At 69.0% G+C, this 19491-nt stretch carries 17 protein-coding genes; 7 read left to right on the forward strand and 10 right to left on the reverse strand.

Annotated features, from left to right (window positions below):
- Window positions 1-110: 110 nt before the first annotated feature.
- The 4 genes from H6A23_RS02155 to H6A23_RS02170 are packed head-to-tail and all read left to right on the forward strand — an operon-like array spanning window position 111 to window position 3446.
- The gene (locus H6A23_RS02155) at window positions 111-1388 is read left to right on the forward strand and encodes an alpha-D-ribose 1-methylphosphonate 5-triphosphate diphosphatase (RefSeq protein ID WP_204830559.1); all 1278 of its coding nucleotides are present in this window, start codon (window positions 111-113) and stop codon (window positions 1386-1388) included.
- Complete coding sequence (locus tag H6A23_RS02160) at window positions 1385-2086, forward strand: phosphonate C-P lyase system protein PhnL (protein ID WP_204830560.1); 702 nt, start codon at window positions 1385-1387, stop codon at window positions 2084-2086. Before H6A23_RS02155 ends, H6A23_RS02160 begins: the two co-directional genes overlap by 4 nt.
- Window positions 2077-2544: a GNAT family N-acetyltransferase gene (locus H6A23_RS02165; RefSeq protein WP_204830561.1), complete on the forward strand. Its 468-nt coding sequence runs from the start codon at window positions 2077-2079 to the stop codon at window positions 2542-2544. Before H6A23_RS02160 ends, H6A23_RS02165 begins: the two co-directional genes overlap by 10 nt.
- Window positions 2541-3446, forward strand: a complete 906-nt coding sequence (locus H6A23_RS02170; RefSeq protein WP_204830562.1) for a PHP domain-containing protein — start codon at window positions 2541-2543, stop codon at window positions 3444-3446. Before H6A23_RS02165 ends, H6A23_RS02170 begins: the two co-directional genes overlap by 4 nt.
- A gap of 58 nt (window positions 3447-3504) precedes the next feature.
- Here H6A23_RS02170 and H6A23_RS02175 read toward each other — a convergent pair whose 3' ends face one another.
- The 7 genes from H6A23_RS02175 to nrdD all read right to left on the reverse strand — a co-directional run bounded on the left by H6A23_RS02175 (window position 3505) and on the right by nrdD (window position 11917).
- Window positions 3505-3846, reverse strand: a complete 342-nt coding sequence (locus H6A23_RS02175) for a hypothetical protein (RefSeq protein ID WP_204830563.1) — start codon at window positions 3844-3846, stop codon at window positions 3505-3507.
- Window positions 3847-3849: 3 nt separating this feature from the next.
- A complete protein-coding gene (locus H6A23_RS02180; RefSeq protein WP_204830564.1) occupies window positions 3850-4197 on the reverse strand; it encodes a hypothetical protein in 348 nt (115 codons plus the stop codon).
- A 10-nt stretch (window positions 4198-4207) separates the two neighbouring features.
- The gene (locus tag H6A23_RS02185) at window positions 4208-4906 is read right to left on the reverse strand and encodes a hypothetical protein (protein ID WP_204830565.1); all 699 of its coding nucleotides are present in this window, start codon (window positions 4904-4906) and stop codon (window positions 4208-4210) included.
- Between the two features lie 145 nt (window positions 4907-5051).
- Window positions 5052-5675: a GNAT family N-acetyltransferase gene (locus tag H6A23_RS02190; RefSeq protein ID WP_204830566.1), complete on the reverse strand. Its 624-nt coding sequence runs from the start codon at window positions 5673-5675 to the stop codon at window positions 5052-5054.
- A gap of 58 nt (window positions 5676-5733) precedes the next feature.
- Window positions 5734-8460: a magnesium-translocating P-type ATPase gene (gene mgtA / locus H6A23_RS02195; protein WP_204830567.1), complete on the reverse strand. Its 2727-nt coding sequence runs from the start codon at window positions 8458-8460 to the stop codon at window positions 5734-5736.
- Window positions 8461-8750: 290 nt separating this feature from the next.
- Window positions 8751-9311, reverse strand: a complete 561-nt coding sequence (gene nrdG / locus H6A23_RS02200) for an anaerobic ribonucleoside-triphosphate reductase activating protein (protein ID WP_204830568.1) — start codon at window positions 9309-9311, stop codon at window positions 8751-8753.
- Window positions 9312-9694: 383 nt separating this feature from the next.
- A complete protein-coding gene (gene nrdD / locus H6A23_RS02205; protein WP_204830569.1) occupies window positions 9695-11917 on the reverse strand; it encodes an anaerobic ribonucleoside-triphosphate reductase in 2223 nt (740 codons plus the stop codon).
- Between the two features lie 388 nt (window positions 11918-12305).
- On the opposite strand from nrdD, the gene H6A23_RS02210 reads away from it, so the two are divergent.
- From H6A23_RS02210 to H6A23_RS02220, 3 genes are all read left to right on the forward strand, one after another.
- Window positions 12306-13466 carry a pyridoxal phosphate-dependent aminotransferase gene (locus H6A23_RS02210; protein WP_204830570.1) on the forward strand — a complete coding sequence of 387 codons (1161 nt, stop codon included), beginning with the start codon at window positions 12306-12308 and terminating at the stop codon, window positions 13464-13466.
- A 5-nt stretch (window positions 13467-13471) separates the two neighbouring features.
- Window positions 13472-14299, forward strand: coding sequence for a Cof-type HAD-IIB family hydrolase (locus H6A23_RS02215; RefSeq protein WP_353652994.1), 828 nt, complete (start codon window positions 13472-13474; stop codon window positions 14297-14299).
- A 97-nt stretch (window positions 14300-14396) separates the two neighbouring features.
- Complete coding sequence (locus H6A23_RS02220; RefSeq protein WP_204830571.1) at window positions 14397-14975, forward strand: nitroreductase family protein; 579 nt, start codon at window positions 14397-14399, stop codon at window positions 14973-14975.
- A 333-nt stretch (window positions 14976-15308) separates the two neighbouring features.
- Here the strand turns inward: H6A23_RS02220 and H6A23_RS02225 are convergent, their stop codons facing one another.
- The 3 genes from H6A23_RS02225 to H6A23_RS02235 are packed head-to-tail and all read right to left on the reverse strand — an operon-like array spanning window position 15309 to window position 19473.
- Entirely contained in the window at window positions 15309-15968 is a 660-nt protein-coding gene (locus H6A23_RS02225) for a potassium channel family protein (RefSeq protein ID WP_204830572.1), read from the reverse strand.
- A gap of 9 nt (window positions 15969-15977) precedes the next feature.
- The gene (locus tag H6A23_RS02230; protein WP_204830573.1) at window positions 15978-16631 is read right to left on the reverse strand and encodes a potassium channel family protein; all 654 of its coding nucleotides are present in this window, start codon (window positions 16629-16631) and stop codon (window positions 15978-15980) included.
- Window positions 16632-16635: 4 nt separating this feature from the next.
- A complete protein-coding gene (locus H6A23_RS02235) occupies window positions 16636-19473 on the reverse strand; it encodes a cation-translocating P-type ATPase (RefSeq protein ID WP_204830574.1) in 2838 nt (945 codons plus the stop codon).
- Window positions 19474-19491 lie beyond the last annotated feature (18 nt).

Consider the following 19491-nt stretch of genomic DNA (forward strand, 5'->3'; position numbering starts at 1 on the left):
GGTGGGCCCGCCTCCCCGGCGCCCGCCCTGCCCCGCCCTCGTCGGGGCGATCTGGGGTGCCTGGGAGGCCCGGCCCTGAGCCCGTGGGGCTAGCAGAATTGGAGGATCTCTTGTACGTCATCAGGAACGGCATCATCGTCCAGCCCGACCGGCTGCTCTTTGGCTACGAGCTCGTGGTGCGCGGCGACCGCATCGACGCCATTCAGCGCCAGGGCGCGCTCGACGCCGAGGCGGAGGGCTTCGGGGTCATCGACGCGCATGGCGGCTACGTCGTGCCCGGCCTCGTGGACATCCACTCGGACTACATCGAGACGGTCATCTCGCCGCGCCCGACCGTCCTCATGGACTTCCCCACGGCGCTCTTCGAGGCGGAGCGCGAGCTGCTCGCCCATGGCGTGACCACGATGTTCCACTCGCTCTCGGCATACGGCAACGACAAGATGGACGTCAAGCCGGTGCGCCAGTGGGACAACACGGAGCGGCTCATGGCGCTCGTGGCCGCCGCCAAGGCGACCGAGGGCAGAAACGCCCACCTCATCCGCCACCGCCTGCACCTGCGGCTTGAGATCGACAACATCGGCCTCGTGGACGCCATCGAGCGCCACCTGCGCGCCGGGGAGATCGACGAGCTCTCCTTCATGGACCACACGCCCGGGCAGGGGCAGTACCGCGACCTTGAGGTCTGGCGCCGCTCCTTCAGGGGGCGCACGCTCAGCGAGCGGGAGGCCGCCGAGCTCGCGGCCGAGTTCCAGGCCACGCCCAAGCTCGCCTTCGAGCAGCTCCGCCACCTGGCCGGAGTCGCGCGCGAGCACGGGATCGCCCTCGCGAGCCATGACGACGACTCGGTGGAAAAGCTCGACCTCATGCGCGAGCTCGGCTGCACGATCTCCGAGTTCCCCATCTCCCAGGAGGTGGCCGCGGCGGCCTGCGAGCGGGGGATGTACACCGTTATGGGCACGCCCAACATCCTGCTGGGCAAGAGCCACTCGGGCAACCTCTCGGCGCGCGACGCCGTGCGCGCCGGCGTGGCGAGCTGCCTGTGCTCGGACTACTACCCCACGGCGATGCTCCAGAGCGTCTTCGTCCTGCACCACGACTTCAAGCTGCCGCTCGAGCGGGCCTTCGCCATGCTGACGATCAACCCGGCGCGCGCCGTGGGGATTGACGGCGAGCTCGGCAGCCTCGAGGAGGGCAAGAAGGCGGACGTCCTGGTGGTGCGCGAGGTCGAGGAGGGTCAGCGCTCCTACCCGGTCATCACGGCGACGCTCGTGGACGGTCGCGTGGTCTCCCGCATGTGGTACCCGGCGCTGCCGAGCGTGTCGGCGCGCTTTGCCGTGGACGCCGCGACGCTCGCCGAGACGCTCGACGACGAGGGGGTGCGCGCATGACGCCGATGCTCGAGATCCACGGCCTCTCCAAGGGCTTCACGCTCCATGCCGCCAGCCGCCGGGTGCGCGGCTGCGAGGGCGTCTCGCTCGTCGTCGAGCCCGGGGAGTTCGTGGGCATCACGGGGCGCTCGGGCTCCGGGAAGTCGACGATTCTCAAGTGCCTGTACCGCACCAACCTCCCCGAGGCGGGCTCGATCCTGTACGACTCCGAGGCCTTCGGCCTGGTGGACCTCGCCACGATCGACGAGCGCCGCATGATCTACCTGCGCAACTACGAGATCGGCTACGTCTCCCAGTTCCTCGACGTGGTGCCGCGCACCACGGCGCGCCAGATCGTGGCGGCAAGCGCCGCGGAGGCCTTCGCCGACGAGCGGGACGTGGAGTCGGAGACCGAGCGCATGCTCGAGCACTTCGACTTCCCCCGCCCGCTCTGGGACCTCTACCCCAACACGTTCTCGGGCGGCGAGAAGCTCAGGCTCAACATCGCCCGCGCCATGGTGCGCCGCCCGCGCCTGCTCCTGCTTGACGAGCCCACGGCAAGCCTTGACAACGCGAGCAAGGTCAAGGTGCGCGACCTCATCGAGCAGCTCAAGGCCGGGGGCACCACGATGCTCGGCATCTTCCACGACCTCGAGTTCATGGAGGGCGTCTGCGACCGGGAGTACAACATGCAGGCGGGGGGATTCGTATGCCCGTAGGCGAGAAGGACGGCGTCGTGGTGAGGCGGGCAACGGCCGAGGACGCGTCGGCGCTCTGCGCGCTCGTGAGCGACATGGAGGGCGCGGAGCTCGACCCGGAGGCCTTCTCCCGTCGCCTTGCGGCGCAGCTCGAGGACGGGCGCCACGCGTGCCTCGTCTGCGAAGAGGGCGATGAGGTCCTGGGGATGCTCAACCTGCGCATCGAGGACCAGCTGCACCATGCCCGTCCGGCGGCCGAGGTCATGGAGCTCGTCGTCGCGTCGGGACGGCGGGGCGAGGGGCTGGGGGCGCAGCTGTTCGAGGCCGCTCGCCGGCTTGCCGTCGAGCGCGATTGCGAGGTTCTTGAGGTGACCTCCAAGCTTCACCGCGCGGAGGCGCACCGGTTCTACGAGAGGATGGGCATGCGGCGGACGCACGTGCGCCTGAGCATGTCCCCGGACGAAGGGGGCCTTCGATGATGATGGCGGCGGCACGCGGCAGGTCGGCTCACCGTGACGTGGTGGGGTCGTATGACCTGCACGCGCACTCGGCCTTCTCGGACGGGTCAAAGGGCGTGGCGGAGCTCGTGCGCGAGGCGTGGGAGGCCGGGCTCGCGGGCCTTGCCGTGACCGACCACGACAGCCTCTCGCAGCTCTCCGAGGTGCGAGAGACCGCGCGGGCGTTCGGCCTGCCCGTCCTCGCCGGCGTCGAGGTCTCGGCGTGGAACCCGGGGACGGGACGCAAGGTGCACGTGCTGGGCTACGGGCTGGAGGCCACGGAGGACGGCTCGGGCCCGCTCGAGCGCATCGTCGCCGAGACGCTCGCCGCCCGGACCGCCAACTCGCTCTGGCAGGCGTGGGCGATCGCCCGCTCCGGCTGGCGTGAGCTCGACCTCGGCCGCGTCGCGCGCGTGGCGGGGAGAAGCACGGCCGTCTACAAGCAGCACGTCATGGAGGCTCTCTGCGGGCAGGCGTACACCGACCGCGACTATCAGGCCCTCTACCGCAGCCTCTTCAAGGGCGGCGGCGTCGCCGCGCGCGACATCGCGTACCCGGCGGCCACCGACGTCGTGCGCGCCATCCGGGAGCAGGGCGGCGTGGCGGTGCTCGCGCACCCCGGGCAGATGGACTCGTGGTCCGCCGTGGCGGAGCTCGTGGGCGAGGGGCTGCAGGGCATCGAGGCCTTCCATCCGGACCATGACGAGAAGGACGAGGAGCGTGCGCTCGGCGTGGCGGGGGAGTTCGGCCTCTTCGTCACCGGCGGCTCGGACTTCCATGGGCGCTACGGCGCGCCGGCGTGCCTGGGCGAGCGCTTCGTCACGCCCGAGGAGGCGGGCGAGCGCGTGGCCGAGCTCTTCTCCGCCGAGGCGGGGCTTCGGTAGCGTCCTTCTGAGGGGTCGCGGCGTGTGGGGGTCGCCTCCACACGCCGCGACTCCGCGTCTACGCCTTCACGCGGTCCGTGCCCTCGGGATCCTCGATCTTCTCGCCCACGCGCTCGAGCTCGCGGCGGACGGCGCTCTGCATGAACTCGGACTTGGTGATGCCGAGGCGCTTGATCGCTCGGTCCACCGCCGCGATGTGGGGGCCGGGGATGTCAAAGGTCCACATGGCCCGGTCCTCCAGGTAGAGGCGCGGCGGCCCGTACTCGATGGGGCCGTCAAAGTGGATGGGGTTGCCGTCGTCATCGATCCACGAGCCGTCCTCGAAGGGTCGGGCCATGCGGTCAAAGTCCTCGCTCGTCAGCCCGGTCAGCTCGTAAATCTCCTCGTCCGTCAGCGACATGTCCTACTTCTCCCTCCAAAGTGCTCGCAGCTCTTTGAGCATCTTATCGCTCGGCGGCGTTATGGCGTGATAGACGAGCCAGGTTGAGGGTCCGATGCGCTGGGCGACCATCTCGAGGAGACGCCCCCTTCCGTCTTGCCCTATTGCGACTTGGCGAACCGTTCCGTCGTCAGTTCGAGGTCTGGAGAGAAAGGCGTTCTTCCAGGCGCTGCAGACATCCTCGGCCAGAATCTCGGGATGACGCTCGTGGACGCGGTCGTGTACCCCGACGTGCTCTACTGGCCATGCGCTCATCTCAGATTGTATCAATCTGAGATGAGTTGCCGTGTGCCGCTTTCCCCCTCTGCGCATCGTTGCCTCCCTACGCGATGGCCCCCGTCGCAAAGGCCTCGTCGACCTCCCCCTGGAAGCGCGGCGTGACGCGGTTCTCGTCGTCGGAGACGCCGGAGGTATAGAGGAGCAGGTCACTTGCCGTGGAGACGAGCGGGCGCACGGCAAGCTCGGCCGCCTGGCGGGCGATGAGCGGCACCGCCCAGGGATGCGGCCTGGGCGAGAGGTGCAGCGTGATGCCGCTCGTCACGATGCCGCCCCCGAAGGGCACGAGCGTGAGGAGCATGAGCGAGGGGATGTGGTGCACGTGGGAGTCGGCCGGGTCCTGCGAGGCCCCCACCACGAAGAGGCGGTCCTGGTTCATGTAGATGGCGCGGTCAGCGTCCGCGTCCACGACGGTGAACATGTCGCGCAGCGCGTGGCGCCAGGGCCGCGTCACCTCGAGCTGTCGCTCGCTGAGCCCGAAGGGGTTCTCCCGCACGAAGTCGTCAACGAGCGCACGATGCTTCCAGAGCTCCTCGGATACCCGCCCGCCGTTCTCGTAGAGCATGCACGGGTCTCCGGGCCGAGCCCTGAGCCTCTTGGGGCTGACGACGTGCAGCCGGCTGTTGGCGTAGACGAGAAGCGCGTTCATCGTGGAGTAGAAGAGCCTCGAGTCGTCCTCGTCCATGTGGGAGTAGGGGGCGCGTGCCTCGAGGAGGACGTCTCCTACGGTCTGCTGCCTGCGCATGGGAACCTCCTTCGGTCGGGTGCGAAGGAGCCTACCAACTTTGGCGGGAAAGTTGTCTTCCCGCCTGCTGACGCGTTGCTGCAGGGCGAGGTCACAGGTCTCGTCCGGCCGTCAGGGCGAGGGGAGAAGTTCGTGGGCGGTCGCGCTAGCGCGGCAAGCGGGCGCTATTTCGCAGCCTGTCGTCGATGAGGCGCCAGGCCTCGTCGTTTTTGTCACAAAACGTCTCCGGATCGGCGGCAAAGCTCGGGGGCATGGGGCCACGATAGGGAACAAACCCCAGCTTGCGGTACATGCCGCAGGCAACCCAGCTCTCCGTCTGCGTGGTGAGGTAGAGGGGCGGCTCACCCGAGGGGACAAGCTCGTCGTAGAGGGCGATCGTCCGGAGCATCAGCGCGCGGGCGAGGCCGCGGCGCTGATGGGCGGGGTCCACCCCGACCCAGTGCACACGCAGGCGTGGCTCGCCGAAGTGGTCGCCGCGCCAGAGCGAGCTCGTCCCGGCGAGGGCGCCAGACGCATCGACCGCGAGGATCATCTGGCGCCCGAGGGCGGCGGGGTCGGACTCGTAGGTGCGCTCGAAGTACGCGAGCCCCTCCTCGTACGTGGGCAGCTGGCCGAGAAGGACGTGCAGCCGCGCCCACGGCTCGCGGAAGCGCGGCTCCCAGGCGGCGAGGCGATAGCCCTCGGGCAGCGCGACGTCACCCACGGGCTCGTGCGCGCCGAGCGTCATCAGCACGGGGATGTGGGGCATGCTCGTGTCAAGCACGGTCATGGGGCCTCCTCTCGACCACCCATCATACGACGGGAACCTATGGGAATACGACGGGCACCTACAGGAGCGTCCCACCGCGCCGGACGAAGAGCCGGCGGGCGAGAAGGAGCGCGGCCGCGTAGAGCGCGACGACCACCCCGAGCAGGACGAAGTACGTCGGGGGCAGCGGGGCGAGGTCGAGCGCGGTCCCGAGCGGGGTGAACGGCAGCGCCGTGACGAGCGCGACCCCGACGGCTCCGAGCGCGGTGAGCCGCGTCGCCGCGCGGCTCTCCACGAACGGCACGCGCTGCGTGCGGACGAGGTGGACGGCAAGCGTCTGCGTCCACATGCTCTCGACGAGCCAGCCGGCCTGGAACGTTGCCACGAAGAGGGCCCTGCCCGCCCCGTCGAGCTCCGCCCACGGGGCGCCGGTGACGCCGGGGCACACCACGAAGAAGAGGGCCGCGAAGGTGATGAGGTCGAAGAGGGAGCTCACGGGGCCCATCGCGACCATGAAGCGCCGCACGGAGACCTCGTCCCAGCGTCGCGGCGCGCGAACCAGCTCGTCGTCCACCCCGTCCCAGGGCAGTGCCGTGCAGGTGACGTCATAGACGAGGTTGAGCAGGAGCAGCTGCACCGCGCTCATGGGGAGGAAGGGCAGCAGCGTGGCGGCGGCGAGCACGGAGAAGATGTTGCCGAAGTTGGAGCTCACGGTCATCTTCACGTACTTCGTCATGTTGGCGAGCGTGCGCCGCCCGCAGACGATTCCGCGCTCGAGGACCATGAGGTCCTTCTCCAGGAGGATGAGGTCCGCGGCCTCGCGCGCCACGTCCACGGCGGAGTCCACCGAGATCCCGCAGTCGGACGCCCCCATGGCGGCCGCGTCGTTCACGCCGTCCCCCATGAAGCCCACGACGTGGCCGTCACCCCTGAGCGCCGCCACCACGCGCGCCTTCTGGGAGGGGGAGAGCTTGGCAAAGACCGAGGCCTGACGCGCGCGGCGGGAAAGCTCGGCGTCGTCGAGGCCCTCGAGCTCCGCGCCCTCGATGACCGAGTCGGCGGGGATGCCGATGGAGCGGCACACGTGGGCGGCGACGCGCGCGGAGTCCCCGGTGAGCACCTTGGTCTCGACGCCGTGCGCCCTGAGCGCCTCCACCGCGTCGGCCGCGCCCGCCTTGGGCGGGTCGAGAAACGCGAGGCACCCCACGAGCGTCATATCGCGCTCGTCGGCGGTCGTGAGCCGCTCGACCCCGGCGGGCTCGCGGCGCAGCGCCACCCCGAGCACGCGCATGCCCCGCTCGGCGAGCTCGGTCGCCCGTTCCGCGACGCCCGCGGCAATCTCGCGGGTGAGCGGGACCTCCTCGCCGTCGACCTCGGCATGCGAGCAGATGCTGAGCATCTCCTCCAGCGCCCCCTTGCAGATCATGAGCGTCGAGCCCGACCCGTCGCCCACCACGACGCTGAGCCTCCTGCGCTCGAAGTCAAAGGGCAGCTCATCGACGAGGTCGTAGCGGTCGCAGAGCTCCTCGACGGTCGGGTCGACCTCGAGCGCACGGCGCAGGATGGCCGAGTCCACGAGGTTCTTCATTCCGGTCCCGAAGAAGCTGTTCACGAACGCCGCGCGCAGCACCTCCGCGTCCTCGCGGCCGAGCACGTCGAGGTGGAGCTCGAGGGCAACGCGGTCCTCGGTGAGCGTCCCGGTCTTGTCGCAGCAGAGCACGTCGATCGCGCCGAGGTCAGAGATGGCGTCGAGCCGCTTCACGATGACCCTGTCGCGCGACAGGTCGACCGCGCCCTTGCCCAGGCAGCACGTCACGATCACGGGGAGCATCTCCGGCGTGAGGCCCACGGCGACGGAGAGCGAGAAGAGCAGGGCGTCGAGCCAGTTGCCCTTGGTGAGGCCCGACACGAGCACGACCGTCGGGACCATGACGAGCATGAGGGCCACGAGCAGGCGGCTCGTCCGGGCGACCCCCTCTTCGGACGCCGTCGCGCGGCACCCCCCGCCCGAGGGGAGCCCGGAGGCGGTCTCGCCGAGGAGCGTGGCCGCGCCCGTGGCGACCACGACCCCCACGGCGCTGCCCGAGATTACGCTGCTGCCCATGAACACGAGGTCGTCGAGGTCGGTCACGGCAGCACCCTCGGGCGCGGCCGCTCCGAGCTCGCGGCGCTTCTCGACGCTCTCGGACTCCCCCGTGAGCGCGGACTGGCTCACGAAGAGGTCACGCGAGGAGATGAGCCGCAGGTCGGCCGGGACGAGGTCTCCGGAGGAGAGGTGGACGACGTCGCCCACCACGACCTCGTTGACCGGCACCTCGACGCGCCCCACGTCGGCACGGCGGACGTCGCAGGTGGTCTCGACCATCTTGGAGAGCGCCGCGGCCGCGTTGTCGCTGCGCTCCCCCTGGACGAAGCGGAGCGCCCCGGAGACGAGCACCATCACCGCGATGATCGCGGGCGTGGTGAGGTCGCGGGCGCCGGGGCGGGCGAAGACCCAGTCCGTGAGCACGGAGACTGCGGCGATGAGCACGAGGATGCCCACGAAGGGGTCCGCGAACGCGGCGAGCGCTCGTCGCGCGAGCGAGGGCCGCTCCGCGCGCGCGAGGCGGTTCTCGCCCCAGAAGGCGCGCATGGATGTGACCTCTTCCTCGGAGAGGCCTTCCTCGTGGGCCCCCAGCTCGTCGAGGAGCTGGGACGGCGAGATCTCGGCCGCGTGCCGCAGCCAGTCGACCCCCGCCGGGGACGCGGTCGCGGCGGGGCGAGAGGGGCGCGCGAGGGCGCGCGCGAGGAGGGTGGCCAGCAGCATGGCTCACCTCGCAATCCCGGGACATGAGACGGGCCGCGCTCCGGCGGCCCGAGGGAGTGCTCTGTGAGCGTGCGCTATGCGCGGCGGCGCCCGTCGTCCCGACCGGCAGGCGTCTCTCCCATGGGCTGTTGCGTCGTACGTCTATGGCCGCAACTGTCACACATGGAAACCACCTCCCTCGGGTCGGGGCGCGTGCCCGCTCTGCTGCGGCCAGTATGCCGCATGCCGGTCGCCCGGGCAACCGGCTTCACAGCCCGGGCACATCCCCCATGCCCATGCCGACCGCGCCGCTACTCCATCGCGTGCGTCGAGAAGACCGGGTCATCGTGCCACCACACGACCTCGTCCCCAGGCGCCTCGAGCGTGGCGGGCACGTCGATGAGCCGCTGGTTGGACGAGCCGCGGAAGCGGAGCGTAATGTCGTGCTTATCCTGTACGAAGGGCCCGTCCACGAGCACGTCGAGCGTGTCGAGCAGGCGGTCGGTCACCTCGCCCAGGTTCCACGCGCCGCCCGGCGCCAGCTGCTCCCAGGTGTGGCCGGAGAAGAGCCAGATGCTCTTGGTGTCACCGAAGCGCTCGCGCACCGCCTCGAGAAAGCCTACGAGCCCGACCTGGTTCTCCGGCTCCATGGGCTCGCCGCCGAGGATGGTGAGGCCGTCAATATAGGGCGTGTCAAGCGAGCTCATGATTTTCTCGGCGACCTCGTTGGTGAACGGCTCGCCGGCGTCGAAGTCCCACGCCTCCTCGTTGAAGCAGTTGGGGCAGTGCAGGCGGCAGCCTGAGACGAAGAGCGTCGTTCGCACCCCCACGCCGTTGGCGATGTCACAGTACTTGATGTTGGCGTAGTTCATTCTCGCTCCCATTGACGAGGACGTTGACAAAGGGCCGCCCGGCCGGCGCCCGTCGCGCCATCCTCTGGTTGATGAGGCCGTGGAGATAGACCGTATCACTCTCTCGGCCGTATCGGTAGACGAGGTCGAGCAGGTTGATTGCGCGCGCGAACATCCGACTCAAGCCGGTCTGCGCTTGAGGCGCGCCGACAGGCAGGCCCGCTCTTGGGGAGCCGCTCAATCACCGAGAAGAACCGTGAGGGCCGCAGATGAGGCACGCCCGCGTGCCGCACAGAAAGACTCGCGGCGGACCCTGGGAAAAGGTCCGCCGCGAGTTCTGCAGCCGCGCGTAGCGCGGCGAAGCTGTCTGAGCGCCGGACCTTTTCCCAGGGTCCGCGGAAGTCCTACAGGTGCAGCACGCGGTCCTTGATCTCCTCGGTGCGGCCCTGGTTCCAGAACTGGGTGCCGATGTAGCCGCACGTCCTTCTCGCCACGTTCATCTTGGACTGGTCGCGGTTGTGGCAGTGCGGGCACTCCCAGACGAGCTTGCCGTCGTCCTCCACGATCTGGATCTCGCCGTCGTAGCCGCACACCTGGCAGTAGTCGCTCTTGGTGTTGAGCTCGGCGTACATGATGTGGTCGTAGATGTACTGCATGACCGAGATCACGGCCTCGAGGTTGTCCTGCATGTCCGGGACCTCCACGTAGGAGATGGCGCCGCCGGGGGAGAGGCGCTGGAACTCGGACTCAAAGCGTAGCTTGGTGAAGGCGTCGATCGGCTCGGTCACGTGGACGTGGTAGCTGTTGGTGATGTAGCCCTTGTCCGTGATGCCCGGGATGATGCCAAAGCGGCGCTGCAGGCACTTGGCGAACTTGTACGTGGTGGACTCGATCGGCGTGCCGTAGAGCGAGTAGTCGATGTTCTCGGCGGCCTTCCACTCGGCGCACTTGTCGTTCATGTGCTGCATGACGGCGAGCGCGAACGGCGTGGCCTCGCGGTCCGTGTGGCTGTGGCCGGTCATGGCCTTGACGCACTCGTAGAGGCCGGCGTAGCCGAGGCTGATGGTGGAGTAGCCGCCGTAGAGGAGCTTGTCGATCGTCTCGCCCTTCTTGAGGCGCGCGAGGGCGCCGTACTGCCAGAGGATCGGCGCGGCGTCAGAGGTGGTGCCGAGCAGGCGCTCGTGACGGCAGCGCAGGCCGCGGTGGCAGAGCTCCAGGCGCTCGTCGAAGATCCTCCAGAACTCGTCCATGTTGCCCTTGGCCGAGAGCGCCACGTCCACGAGGTTGATCGTCACGACGCCCTGGTTGAAGCGGCCGTAGTACTTGGGCTTGCCCGGCTCGTAGTTGCCGGCGTTGGCCACGTTGTCGTAGCCGTTGCCCGAGCGGTCCGGCGTGAGGAAGGAGCGGCAGCCCATGCAGGTGTAGCAGTCGCCGTTGCCCTCGGTCTCGCCCGCCGACAGCTTGTACTCCTTCATCTTCTTCTCGGAGATGTAGTCCGGCACCATGCGCTTGGCCGTGCACTTGGCCGCGAGCTTGGTGAGGTAGAAGTACGGGGTGCCCTCGCGGACGTTGTCCTCCTCGAGCACGTAGATGAGCTTGGGGAAGGCGGGGGTGATCCAGACGCCCTCCTCGTTCTTGACGCCCTGGTAGCGCTGGCGCAGCATCTCCTCGATGCAGAGGGCCAGGTCGGCCTTCTCCTGCTCGTTCTTGGCCTCGTTGAGGTACATGAAGACCGTGATGAACGGCGCCTGGCCGTTGGTGGTCATGAGGGTGACGACCTGGTACTGGATGGTCTGCACGCCGCGGGCGACCTCCTCGCGCAGGCGCCCCTCCACGATCTCGGAGACCTTCTCCTCGCCCGGGTCCACGCCGATGGCGGCCATCTCGGCCTCCACCTGGCGGCGGATCTTCTTGCGCGAGACGTCGACGAAGGGCGCCAGGTGCGTGAGCGAGATGGACTGGCCGCCGTACTGGCAGGAGGCCACCTGGGCGATGATCTGCGTGGCGATGTTGCAGGCGGTGGAGAAGCTGTGCGGGCGCTCGATGAGCGTGCCGGAGATCACCGTGCCGTTCTGCAGCATGTCCTCGAGGTTGATGAGGTCGCAGTTGTGCATGTGCTGCGCGAAGTAGTCGGAGTCGTGGAAGTGGATGATGCCCTCGTTGTGGGCCTCCACGATGTCGGCGGGGAGCAGCTCGCGCATGGTGAGGTCCTTGGAGACCTCGCCGGCCATGTAGTCACGCTGGACGGAGACGACCGTGGGGTTCTTGTTGGAGTTCTCCTGCTTGACCTCCTCGTTGTTGCACTCGATGAGCGCGAGGATCTTGTCGTCGGTCGTGTTCTTGTGGCGCTTCTGGTTCTGCACGTAGCGGTAGATGATGTACTTGCGGGCCACCTCGAAGTGGTGCAGGCCCATGAGCTGGTCCTCGACGAGATCCTGGACCTCCTCGACGGTCACGGTGTGGCCGGCCTCCATGCACTCGTCGGTGACGTTGAGGGAGGCGAACTTGATCTCGCGCTCAGTGAGGCGCTCGCCCTCGGGCACCTCGCCGTTGGCGGCACGGATGGCGCTCTCGATCTTTGAGATATCGAAGGTGACCTCCGAGCCGTTGCGCTTGATGATCTTCATGGCCGTTCCTCTCGCTTCTTCGTAAGGGCGCGCCCTGCTCGGCGCGCATGTCTGCAATCTGAGCACGGTCTACTATGGCACAACTGGTGGTGGTTGGACATTAACAAAAACACAAGATATTGTTGATAACCAGTCGAAATGCTGTCGATAAGCCGTATCCGCGCAGGTAGGAAAAACGCGTCGGGAAAAAGCATTGGCTCAAATTGACATTGATGTTTCTGTGAGCGGGGCGGCGAGCGGCGCATGCCGGCCAAGGGGTAAAGTCTTCTGACAAAGGTGACAGGGTCGTTTGTCAGGTTTCGTCGGGCCGGCGCTCGGCGGCGACGCCTGGCGGCCACCTGACAAACGACCCTGTCACCTTTGTCAGGACGGCACGAGAGGGGGCCACATGAATTTCTCCAGGCGACTTGACCTGTTTGGCGACGAGGTGTTCGCGGCGCTCAACGCGCGGCGGCGCGCGCTCGAGGCGGAGGGCCGGCGCGTGTACGATCTCTCCGTGGGCACCCCCGACTTCGAGCCCCCGGCCCACGTGGTCGAGGCGCTGCGCGAGAGCGCGGCGGACCCCGCCAACTGGAAGTACTCGCTTCACGACAAGGACGAGCTGCTCGCCGCCGCCTGCTCCTACTACGAGAGCCGCTTCGGCGTGGGCGGCGTGACGCCCGACATGGTCATGAGCTGCCGCGGCACGCAGGAGGGCCTGGGCTACGTCTGCGCCGCGCTCGCCGACCCGGGCGAGGTGGGCCTCGTGCCCGACCCGTGCTACCCCGTCTTCCAGAATGCCACGCTGCTCGCCGGCGCCCGCCCCGCCTACTACCCGCTCACCGCCGAGCACGACTTCCTGCCGTGCCTCGCCGAGATCCCGGCGGAGGTCGCCGACGCCGCCAAGTACCTGATCCTCTCGCTTCCCGCCAACCCCGTGGGCTCGGTGGGCACGCCGGAGGTCTACGAGGAGGCGATCGCCTTCGCCCGCGCGCACGACCTCATCGTGATTCACGACAACGCGTACTCCGACATCGTCTTCGACGGCGAGCCAGGCGGCTCGTTCCTCTCGTACCCCGGCGCGGCCGAGGTGGGCGTGGAGTTTCTCTCGCTCTCCAAGTCCTTCAACGTGACGGGTGCGCGCCTGTCCTTCCTCGTGGGCCGCCCCGACGTGGTGGCCGCCGCGCGCAAGCTCCGCGGCCAGGTGGACTTTGGCATGTTCTACCCCGAGCAGGACGCCGCCATCGCGGCGCTCACGGGCCCGCGCGACTCCGTCGAGCGTCAGCGCCTGCTCTACCAGGAGCGCCGCGACGCCCTCTGCGACGGTCTCGAGGCCATCGGCTGGGAGCGCCCCAACGCGCACGGCTCGATGTTCGTGTGGGCGCGCATCCCGGGCGGCAGGACCGACTCCGTGGCCTTTGCGCTCGAGCTCATGGAGTGCTCTGGCGTGATCGTGACACCGGGCGCGAGCTTTGGCCCCTCGGGCGAGGGCTACGTTCGCATGGCGCTCGTGATGCCGCCCGACGAGCTCCGCGAGGCTGTGGCCGCCATCGCCGCGGCGGGGCTGTGACGCGCGTGGGCGAGAAGGGCCCGGGCCCCGTGCCCGCCGCGCCCGGCTCCTGGGCCACGCCGGCGCCGATTCGCGCCGCCTTCTTCGACGTGGACGGCACGATGCTCAGCCTCTCGCGGGACGCCGAGCCCGCCTCCACGCGCGAGGCGATCCGTCGGCTCGCGGAGGCCGGCGTCATGCCGATCCTGGCCACGGGGCGCACGCACTACCTGCTCGACAAGGTCGACCTCGCCGACTTCAGGGCGTTCGTGACCTTCAACGGGCAGCTCGTCGAGGTGGGCGGGCGCACGGTGCACTCCAACCCGCTCGACCCGCGCGACGTGGCGACGGCGGTGCGCCAGACGCAGGCCGGCCTCTACAACTGCCTCTTCATGGAGCGCGGCCGCATGTACGCGCACGCCGAGGACGACCGCCTGCGGGAGATGACCGAGCTCACGCACAACCACTACGAGGCGGGCGACGTCGAGCAGGCGCTCAGGAACGACGTCTACCAGCTGAACCTCTTCGTCGGCCCCGGCGAGGAGCGCGTCCTTCTCGACCAGGCGCGCCACTGCAAGGCCACGCGCTGGTCGGACGTCTTTGCGGATATCATGCCGGACTCCGGCGGCAAGGACGCGGGCGTGAGGATCGTGATGGAGGAGCTGGGGCTCGCGCCCGAGGAGTGCGTGGCCTTTGGCGACGGCGGCAACGACGTGGACATGTTCCGCGTCGTGGGGACGTCCGTGGCCATGGGCAACGGCAACCCCGAGGCCAGGGCCGCGGCGACGTACGTGACCGACCACGTGGACGCGGACGGCATCTGGAACGCCTGCGTCCGCCTGGGCCTCATCTGAGGAGGGGCGCGTTCTGCAAATTGGGGACAGTCCCCAATTCACATAAATGTTTTCTGCAAATTGGGGACTGTCCCCAATTTGCAGAGGGGAGGGTGCGATGAACGGGATGGAGTTCAGGGACCTCGTGGCGGCGTCGCGGACCTACCGGCGCTTCAGCGACCGGCGGGTGGGGCGGATGGTGCTCGAGGGGCTCGTCGACGCGGCGCGGCTCGCCCCGTGCGGCAACAACATGCAGGTGCTGCGCTTCCGCGTGGTGGGGGAGCGCGAGGCCTGCGACGCGGTCTTCGGCCACCTGCGCTGGGCGGCGCTCTACCGGGACTGGGACGGGCCCGCCCCGGGGGAGCGTCCGCACGGCTACGTGGTCGTCTGCCTGCCCACCCAGCTCGCGGACAACCCCGTCCGCCTCATCGACGTCGGCATCGCCGCCCAGACGATGGCGCTCGCCGCCTGTGCGCGGGGCCTTGGCTGCTGCATGATCCGCAGCTTCGACGCGGGCCTCGCCGAGGAGCTCTCCCTGCCGGACGGCCTCGTGCCCGCCCTCGTGCTCGCGGTGGGCGGCCGCGGCGAGCACGTCTCGCTCGAGGGGCCCGACACCGAGCACGGCCTCTCCTACTGGCGCGAGCCCGACGGCACCCACTGCGTACCCAAGCTGCGGCTGGAGGACCTGCTCGTCTAGAGGACCGTGCCGCCAGGGTCGCATAACCCGACAAATTCGGCGAGATTCAGCCAAGAATGTCGGGTTATGCGACCTGGGCCCCGCTACTTGGCTCCGTCCAGGCGCTCCTGGATGATGGGCCAGAGCGCGATGGGCCCCAGCACGAGCAGGGTGGCGAGCGTGGCGAGAAGGACGTAGAGCTGCTGGACCATCATGGACCCCTTTCCCCGGCTTGTTGGGACCATTGTCCGGCGCCGGCCGACGGGGCGCCATCGCGCAAGGTCGCTCGCGCCTTACGCTTTCGCAAGGTTGGGGCGGGGCTGATGAGGGGGCTGCCCCTCCCGGCACCCCTGCCTAGGCGAAGGCGCGATGGAGGCGCGAGCGGCCCTCGGCGTTGGTGAAGGCGATGATCTTGTCGCCCGCGGCGAAGCGGGTGTCCCCCTTGGGGACGATGATGTCGCCCTCGCGGTCGATGGCCACGAGGATGGTCTGGCCGGGCAGCTCGACGTCGCGCAGCGCCTCGCCCACGACGCGCGAGCCGGGCCGCACCTCCACGCGCACGACGGCGTGGCCGTCCTTGCCAAGGCGCAGAATCGTGAAGACGTCTCTCAGGTCGAGCCCCTCCTGCACGGAGCGCGCGAGGATGTCCGCCTGGTTGATGCCCACATCGACGCCCATGGACTCGTTGAACATCCAGGCGTTGGCCGGGTCGTTCACGCGCGCCACCACGCGGCTCACGTTGTACTCCATCTTGGCGAGGGTGGAGACCACGAGGTTGACCTCGTCGGAGCCCGTCGCCGCCACCACGACGTCCGCGTGGAGGATGCCGGCGCGCTCGAGGGTGAGCGGGTCGGCGCCGTTACCGAGGATGACGTCGTGCTCGCCGAACTGGTCGCGCAGGCGGGGCACGAGCCCCTTGCGGGACTCGATGACGCGGATGCGGTAGCCGTCCTCGGTGAGCAGCGCCGCGAGATGGGTGCCGGTCTTCCCGCCGCCAACGATGATGATGTCCATGGCCCCTCCTTACGCGCTCGTGCCGAGCATGTAGCGGAACTTCGCCGAGGCGCTCGACGCCACGGCCGCGTAGATGACGTCCCCGTGCTCCAGGACGGTCCCCAGGGTGGGGATGAAGGTCTCGTTGTTGCGCGAGACCGCCACGACCTCGACCTCGCCGATGGCCGTGACCTCGCGCACGGGACGCCCCTCGAGAAGGGCCGGGACGTCGCTGCGCACGAGCTGGACGTCCCCCGACCCGATCTCCAGCACCGTGTCCATCTCCTGGTAGGTGATGAGCTCGCAGGCGTGGCGGATGCCCCAGTCGGTGGTGGAGATGGTCTGGATGCCCAGGCGGCGATACGTCTCGGCCTTGCTGATGTCGTAGAGCCGGGCGATCACGCGCGGCACGCGGTAGGTCCCGCGGGCGATGCGCGCGATGACGATGTTGGCCTCGTCGGAGGAGGTGCAGGCGATGACGGCGCTCGCGCGCTCCACCCCCGCCTCGGCGAGGACCTCCCGGTCAAACCCCACGCCGACCACGCGCCTGCCGGCAAAGCCCTCGTCGAGCTCGTCGAGCTCCTCGGCGTCGCGGTCTATGACGGTGACGTCGTGCCCCTGGCGGCTCAGGCGCTCCGCGAGCCCGCGTCCCATGTGGCCCGCGCCCACTACGATGACGTTCATGGCACTACCTCCCCTCGGCGCCCTCGCGGCGCCGCTTGACGTGACGGAACAGGGCCTTCCGAGCCTCCTCGACCGCGAGCACGATCGGCGGCAGGCAGCAGAGGAACGCGTAGTCCCAGACCCCGAGCGGGCTCGTGTGGAACACCGCCTGGAAGGGCGGGAAGAGCGTTATGAACACGATAAGGCAGACCTCGAAGACGATGCCGACGTTGATGTGGCGGTTGGAGAAGAGCCCTCGCGAGAAGACCGAGGCGGTCTCGGTGCGGCAGTTCAGGACCTGGCCGATCTGGGCGAACACGATCGCCGCGAGGCACATGGTCGTGGCGCGCACGTAGACGGGGTCGAGGTCGGCGGCCACGCCGAACATCTCGAGTCCCGGGACCCACCCGGCCTCCAGCTGCGCGAAGAGGTAGGCCGCCATGGAGACCACGCCGCCCATGAGCCCGTACCAGAGGAAGGCCTTGCGCATGAGCTTGCCTGTGAGCAGGGGCTCCTTGGGGTCGCGCGGCGGGCGGTCCATGACGTCTGCCTCCGGCGCCTCGCACCCCAGGCCCAGGGCCGGCAGCATGTCTGTGCCGAGGTCGATGGTGAGGATCTGCATCGTGGTGAGCGGCAGCGGCACCGCGCCCCCGGAGAGCAGGTAGACGGCCGAGGGCACGGCCTCGGGCATGTTGGAGTTCAGGATGTAGAGCATGAACTTGCGGATGTTGGCGTAGACCGCGCGGCCCTCCTCGATGGCGTGGACGATCGAGGCGAAGTTGTCGTCGGTGAGGACCATGTCGGCGGCCTCCTTGGCCACGTCGGTGCCCGTGACGCCCATGGCCACGCCGATGTCGGCCTTCTTGAGGGCGGGGGAGTCGTTCACGCCGTCTCCCGTGACGGCCACGATCTCCCCCATCTGCTGGAGGTTCTCGACCACGCGCAGCTTCTGCTCGGGCGCCATGCGGGCGAAGACCACCTCGCCGGAGAGGGCCTCCTTGAGCTCGTCGTCGCTGATGCGCTCGAGCTCCACGCCCGAGAGGACCCGCGGGCGCTCGCCGCGCACGATGCCGATCTTGCGCGCGATGGAGACGGCGGTGAGGCCGTAGTCGCCGGTGATCATGATGACGCGGATGCCGGCGCGCCGGCACTGCTCCACGGCGTCGGCGACCTCGGGGCGCGGCGGGTCCTGCATGACCGCGAGCCCCACGAAGACGAGGTCGCGCTCGACGTTGTCCGGCTCGTAGGCGCTCACGGAGCGCGGCAGCGTCTCGTCCTCGGCGCGCAGCGGGCGGTAGGCCACGGCAAGGACGCGCAGGCCGTCGGCGGCGTAGGAGTCGTTGGCCGCCGCGATCTTCTCGCGCAGCTCGTCGGTCATGGGGACGGTCTGCTCGTAGGCACGGCAGCGGGTCGAGAGGCGCAAGATCTCGTTCGGGGCGCCCTTGACGAAGGCCACGCGACGCGCGCCGTCGAGCTCCTCCGGCAGCTGGTGCACCGTCGTCATGCGCTTGCGGCGGCTCTCGAAGGGCAGCTCGCGCACGCGCGGCCACGCCCGCTCCTGCTCGGCGGGGTCCACGCCCGCCTTCTGGGCGGCCACGAGCAGGCAGGCCTCGGTGGGGTCCCCGAGCACGGTGTAGCGCCCGCCCTCCTCCTCGGGCGGGAGCAGGCGCGCGTTGGAGCAGAGCGCCCCGCCGGCTACGAGCAGGCGCAGGTCGTCGTCATAGGCGGCCTGCATGCGGTGGCCCGCCACGCGCACCTCGCCCTCGGGCCCGTAGCCCACGCCCGTGACCTCGTACTCGGCCGTCACGGTCCAGAGGTGGTTCACCGTCATCTCGTTCTGCGTGAGCGTGCCCGTCTTGTCCGTGCAGATGACCGAGCACGACCCGAGCGTCTCCACGGAGTTGAGCTTCTTCACGAGGGCGTTTCTCTTGCTCATGCGCTGGACGGCCATGGCGAGCGAGAGCGTCACCGTGGGCAGGAGCCCCTCGGGGATGAAGGCCACGACCATGCCGAGGGAGAAGATGAAGGCCGCTGCGAACTCGCTCCCCACGAAGAGCTGGTCAAGGGCGAAGAAGCCCACGCCCATGCAGGCCGCGAAGACCGTGATCTGCTTGGTCGTGCGGTTGAGCTGCAGCTGCAGCGGGCTCTCGGCCTCCTCCATGTTCTGCGTGAGGTGCGCTATCTTGCCGAACTCCGTGTCCATTCCGATGCGCGTGACCACGACGCGCCCGTTGCCCTCCGAGACCGAGGTCCCCGCGAACACGAGGTTGGGCGTCTCCGCCTGCGTGAGGTCCTCCTCGAGCACGGCGTCCGCCGTCTTGCGCACGGGGTTGGACTCGCCGGTGAGCGTGGACTGGTTGACCTGCAGGTCGCTCGCGCGCACCACGCGGGCGTCGGCGGAGATCTTGTCGCCCTCCGCGAGCACCATCACGTCGCCGGGCACGAGGTTCTCGGCCAAGATCTTCTGCTCCTGGCCGTCGCGGATGACGGTGGCGTAGGAGGGGAGCATCTTCTTGAGGGCGTCCGTCGCCTTTCCGGCGCGGTACTCCTGCCAGAAGCTGAAGCACCCGTTGATGAGGTTCACCATCCACACCGCCACGCCCAGCTCCGGCAGCCCCGCCACGAAGGCGATGATCCCGGCCGCCCACAGCAGGCACGCCATGAGGTGGGTGAAGTTGGAGAGAAATGCCAGGACCGGGGACTTCTTCCTCTCGGTCTGGATGAGGTTCTTGCCCTGTTTTGCCTGACGGGCCTCGGCGTCGGCCTGCGTGAGCCCCGCCGCAGAGGTCCCCAGCGCCGAGAAGACCCTGTCCGCCGTGAGCCTCTGCACGGCGACGGGCTGCGTCTGACCGGTGGCCATCATCGCGCCCTCCCTACTCGC

Source organism: Olsenella uli, assembly GCF_016900775.1.
Lineage (GTDB): Bacteria > Actinomycetota > Coriobacteriia > Coriobacteriales > Atopobiaceae > Thermophilibacter > Thermophilibacter uli_A.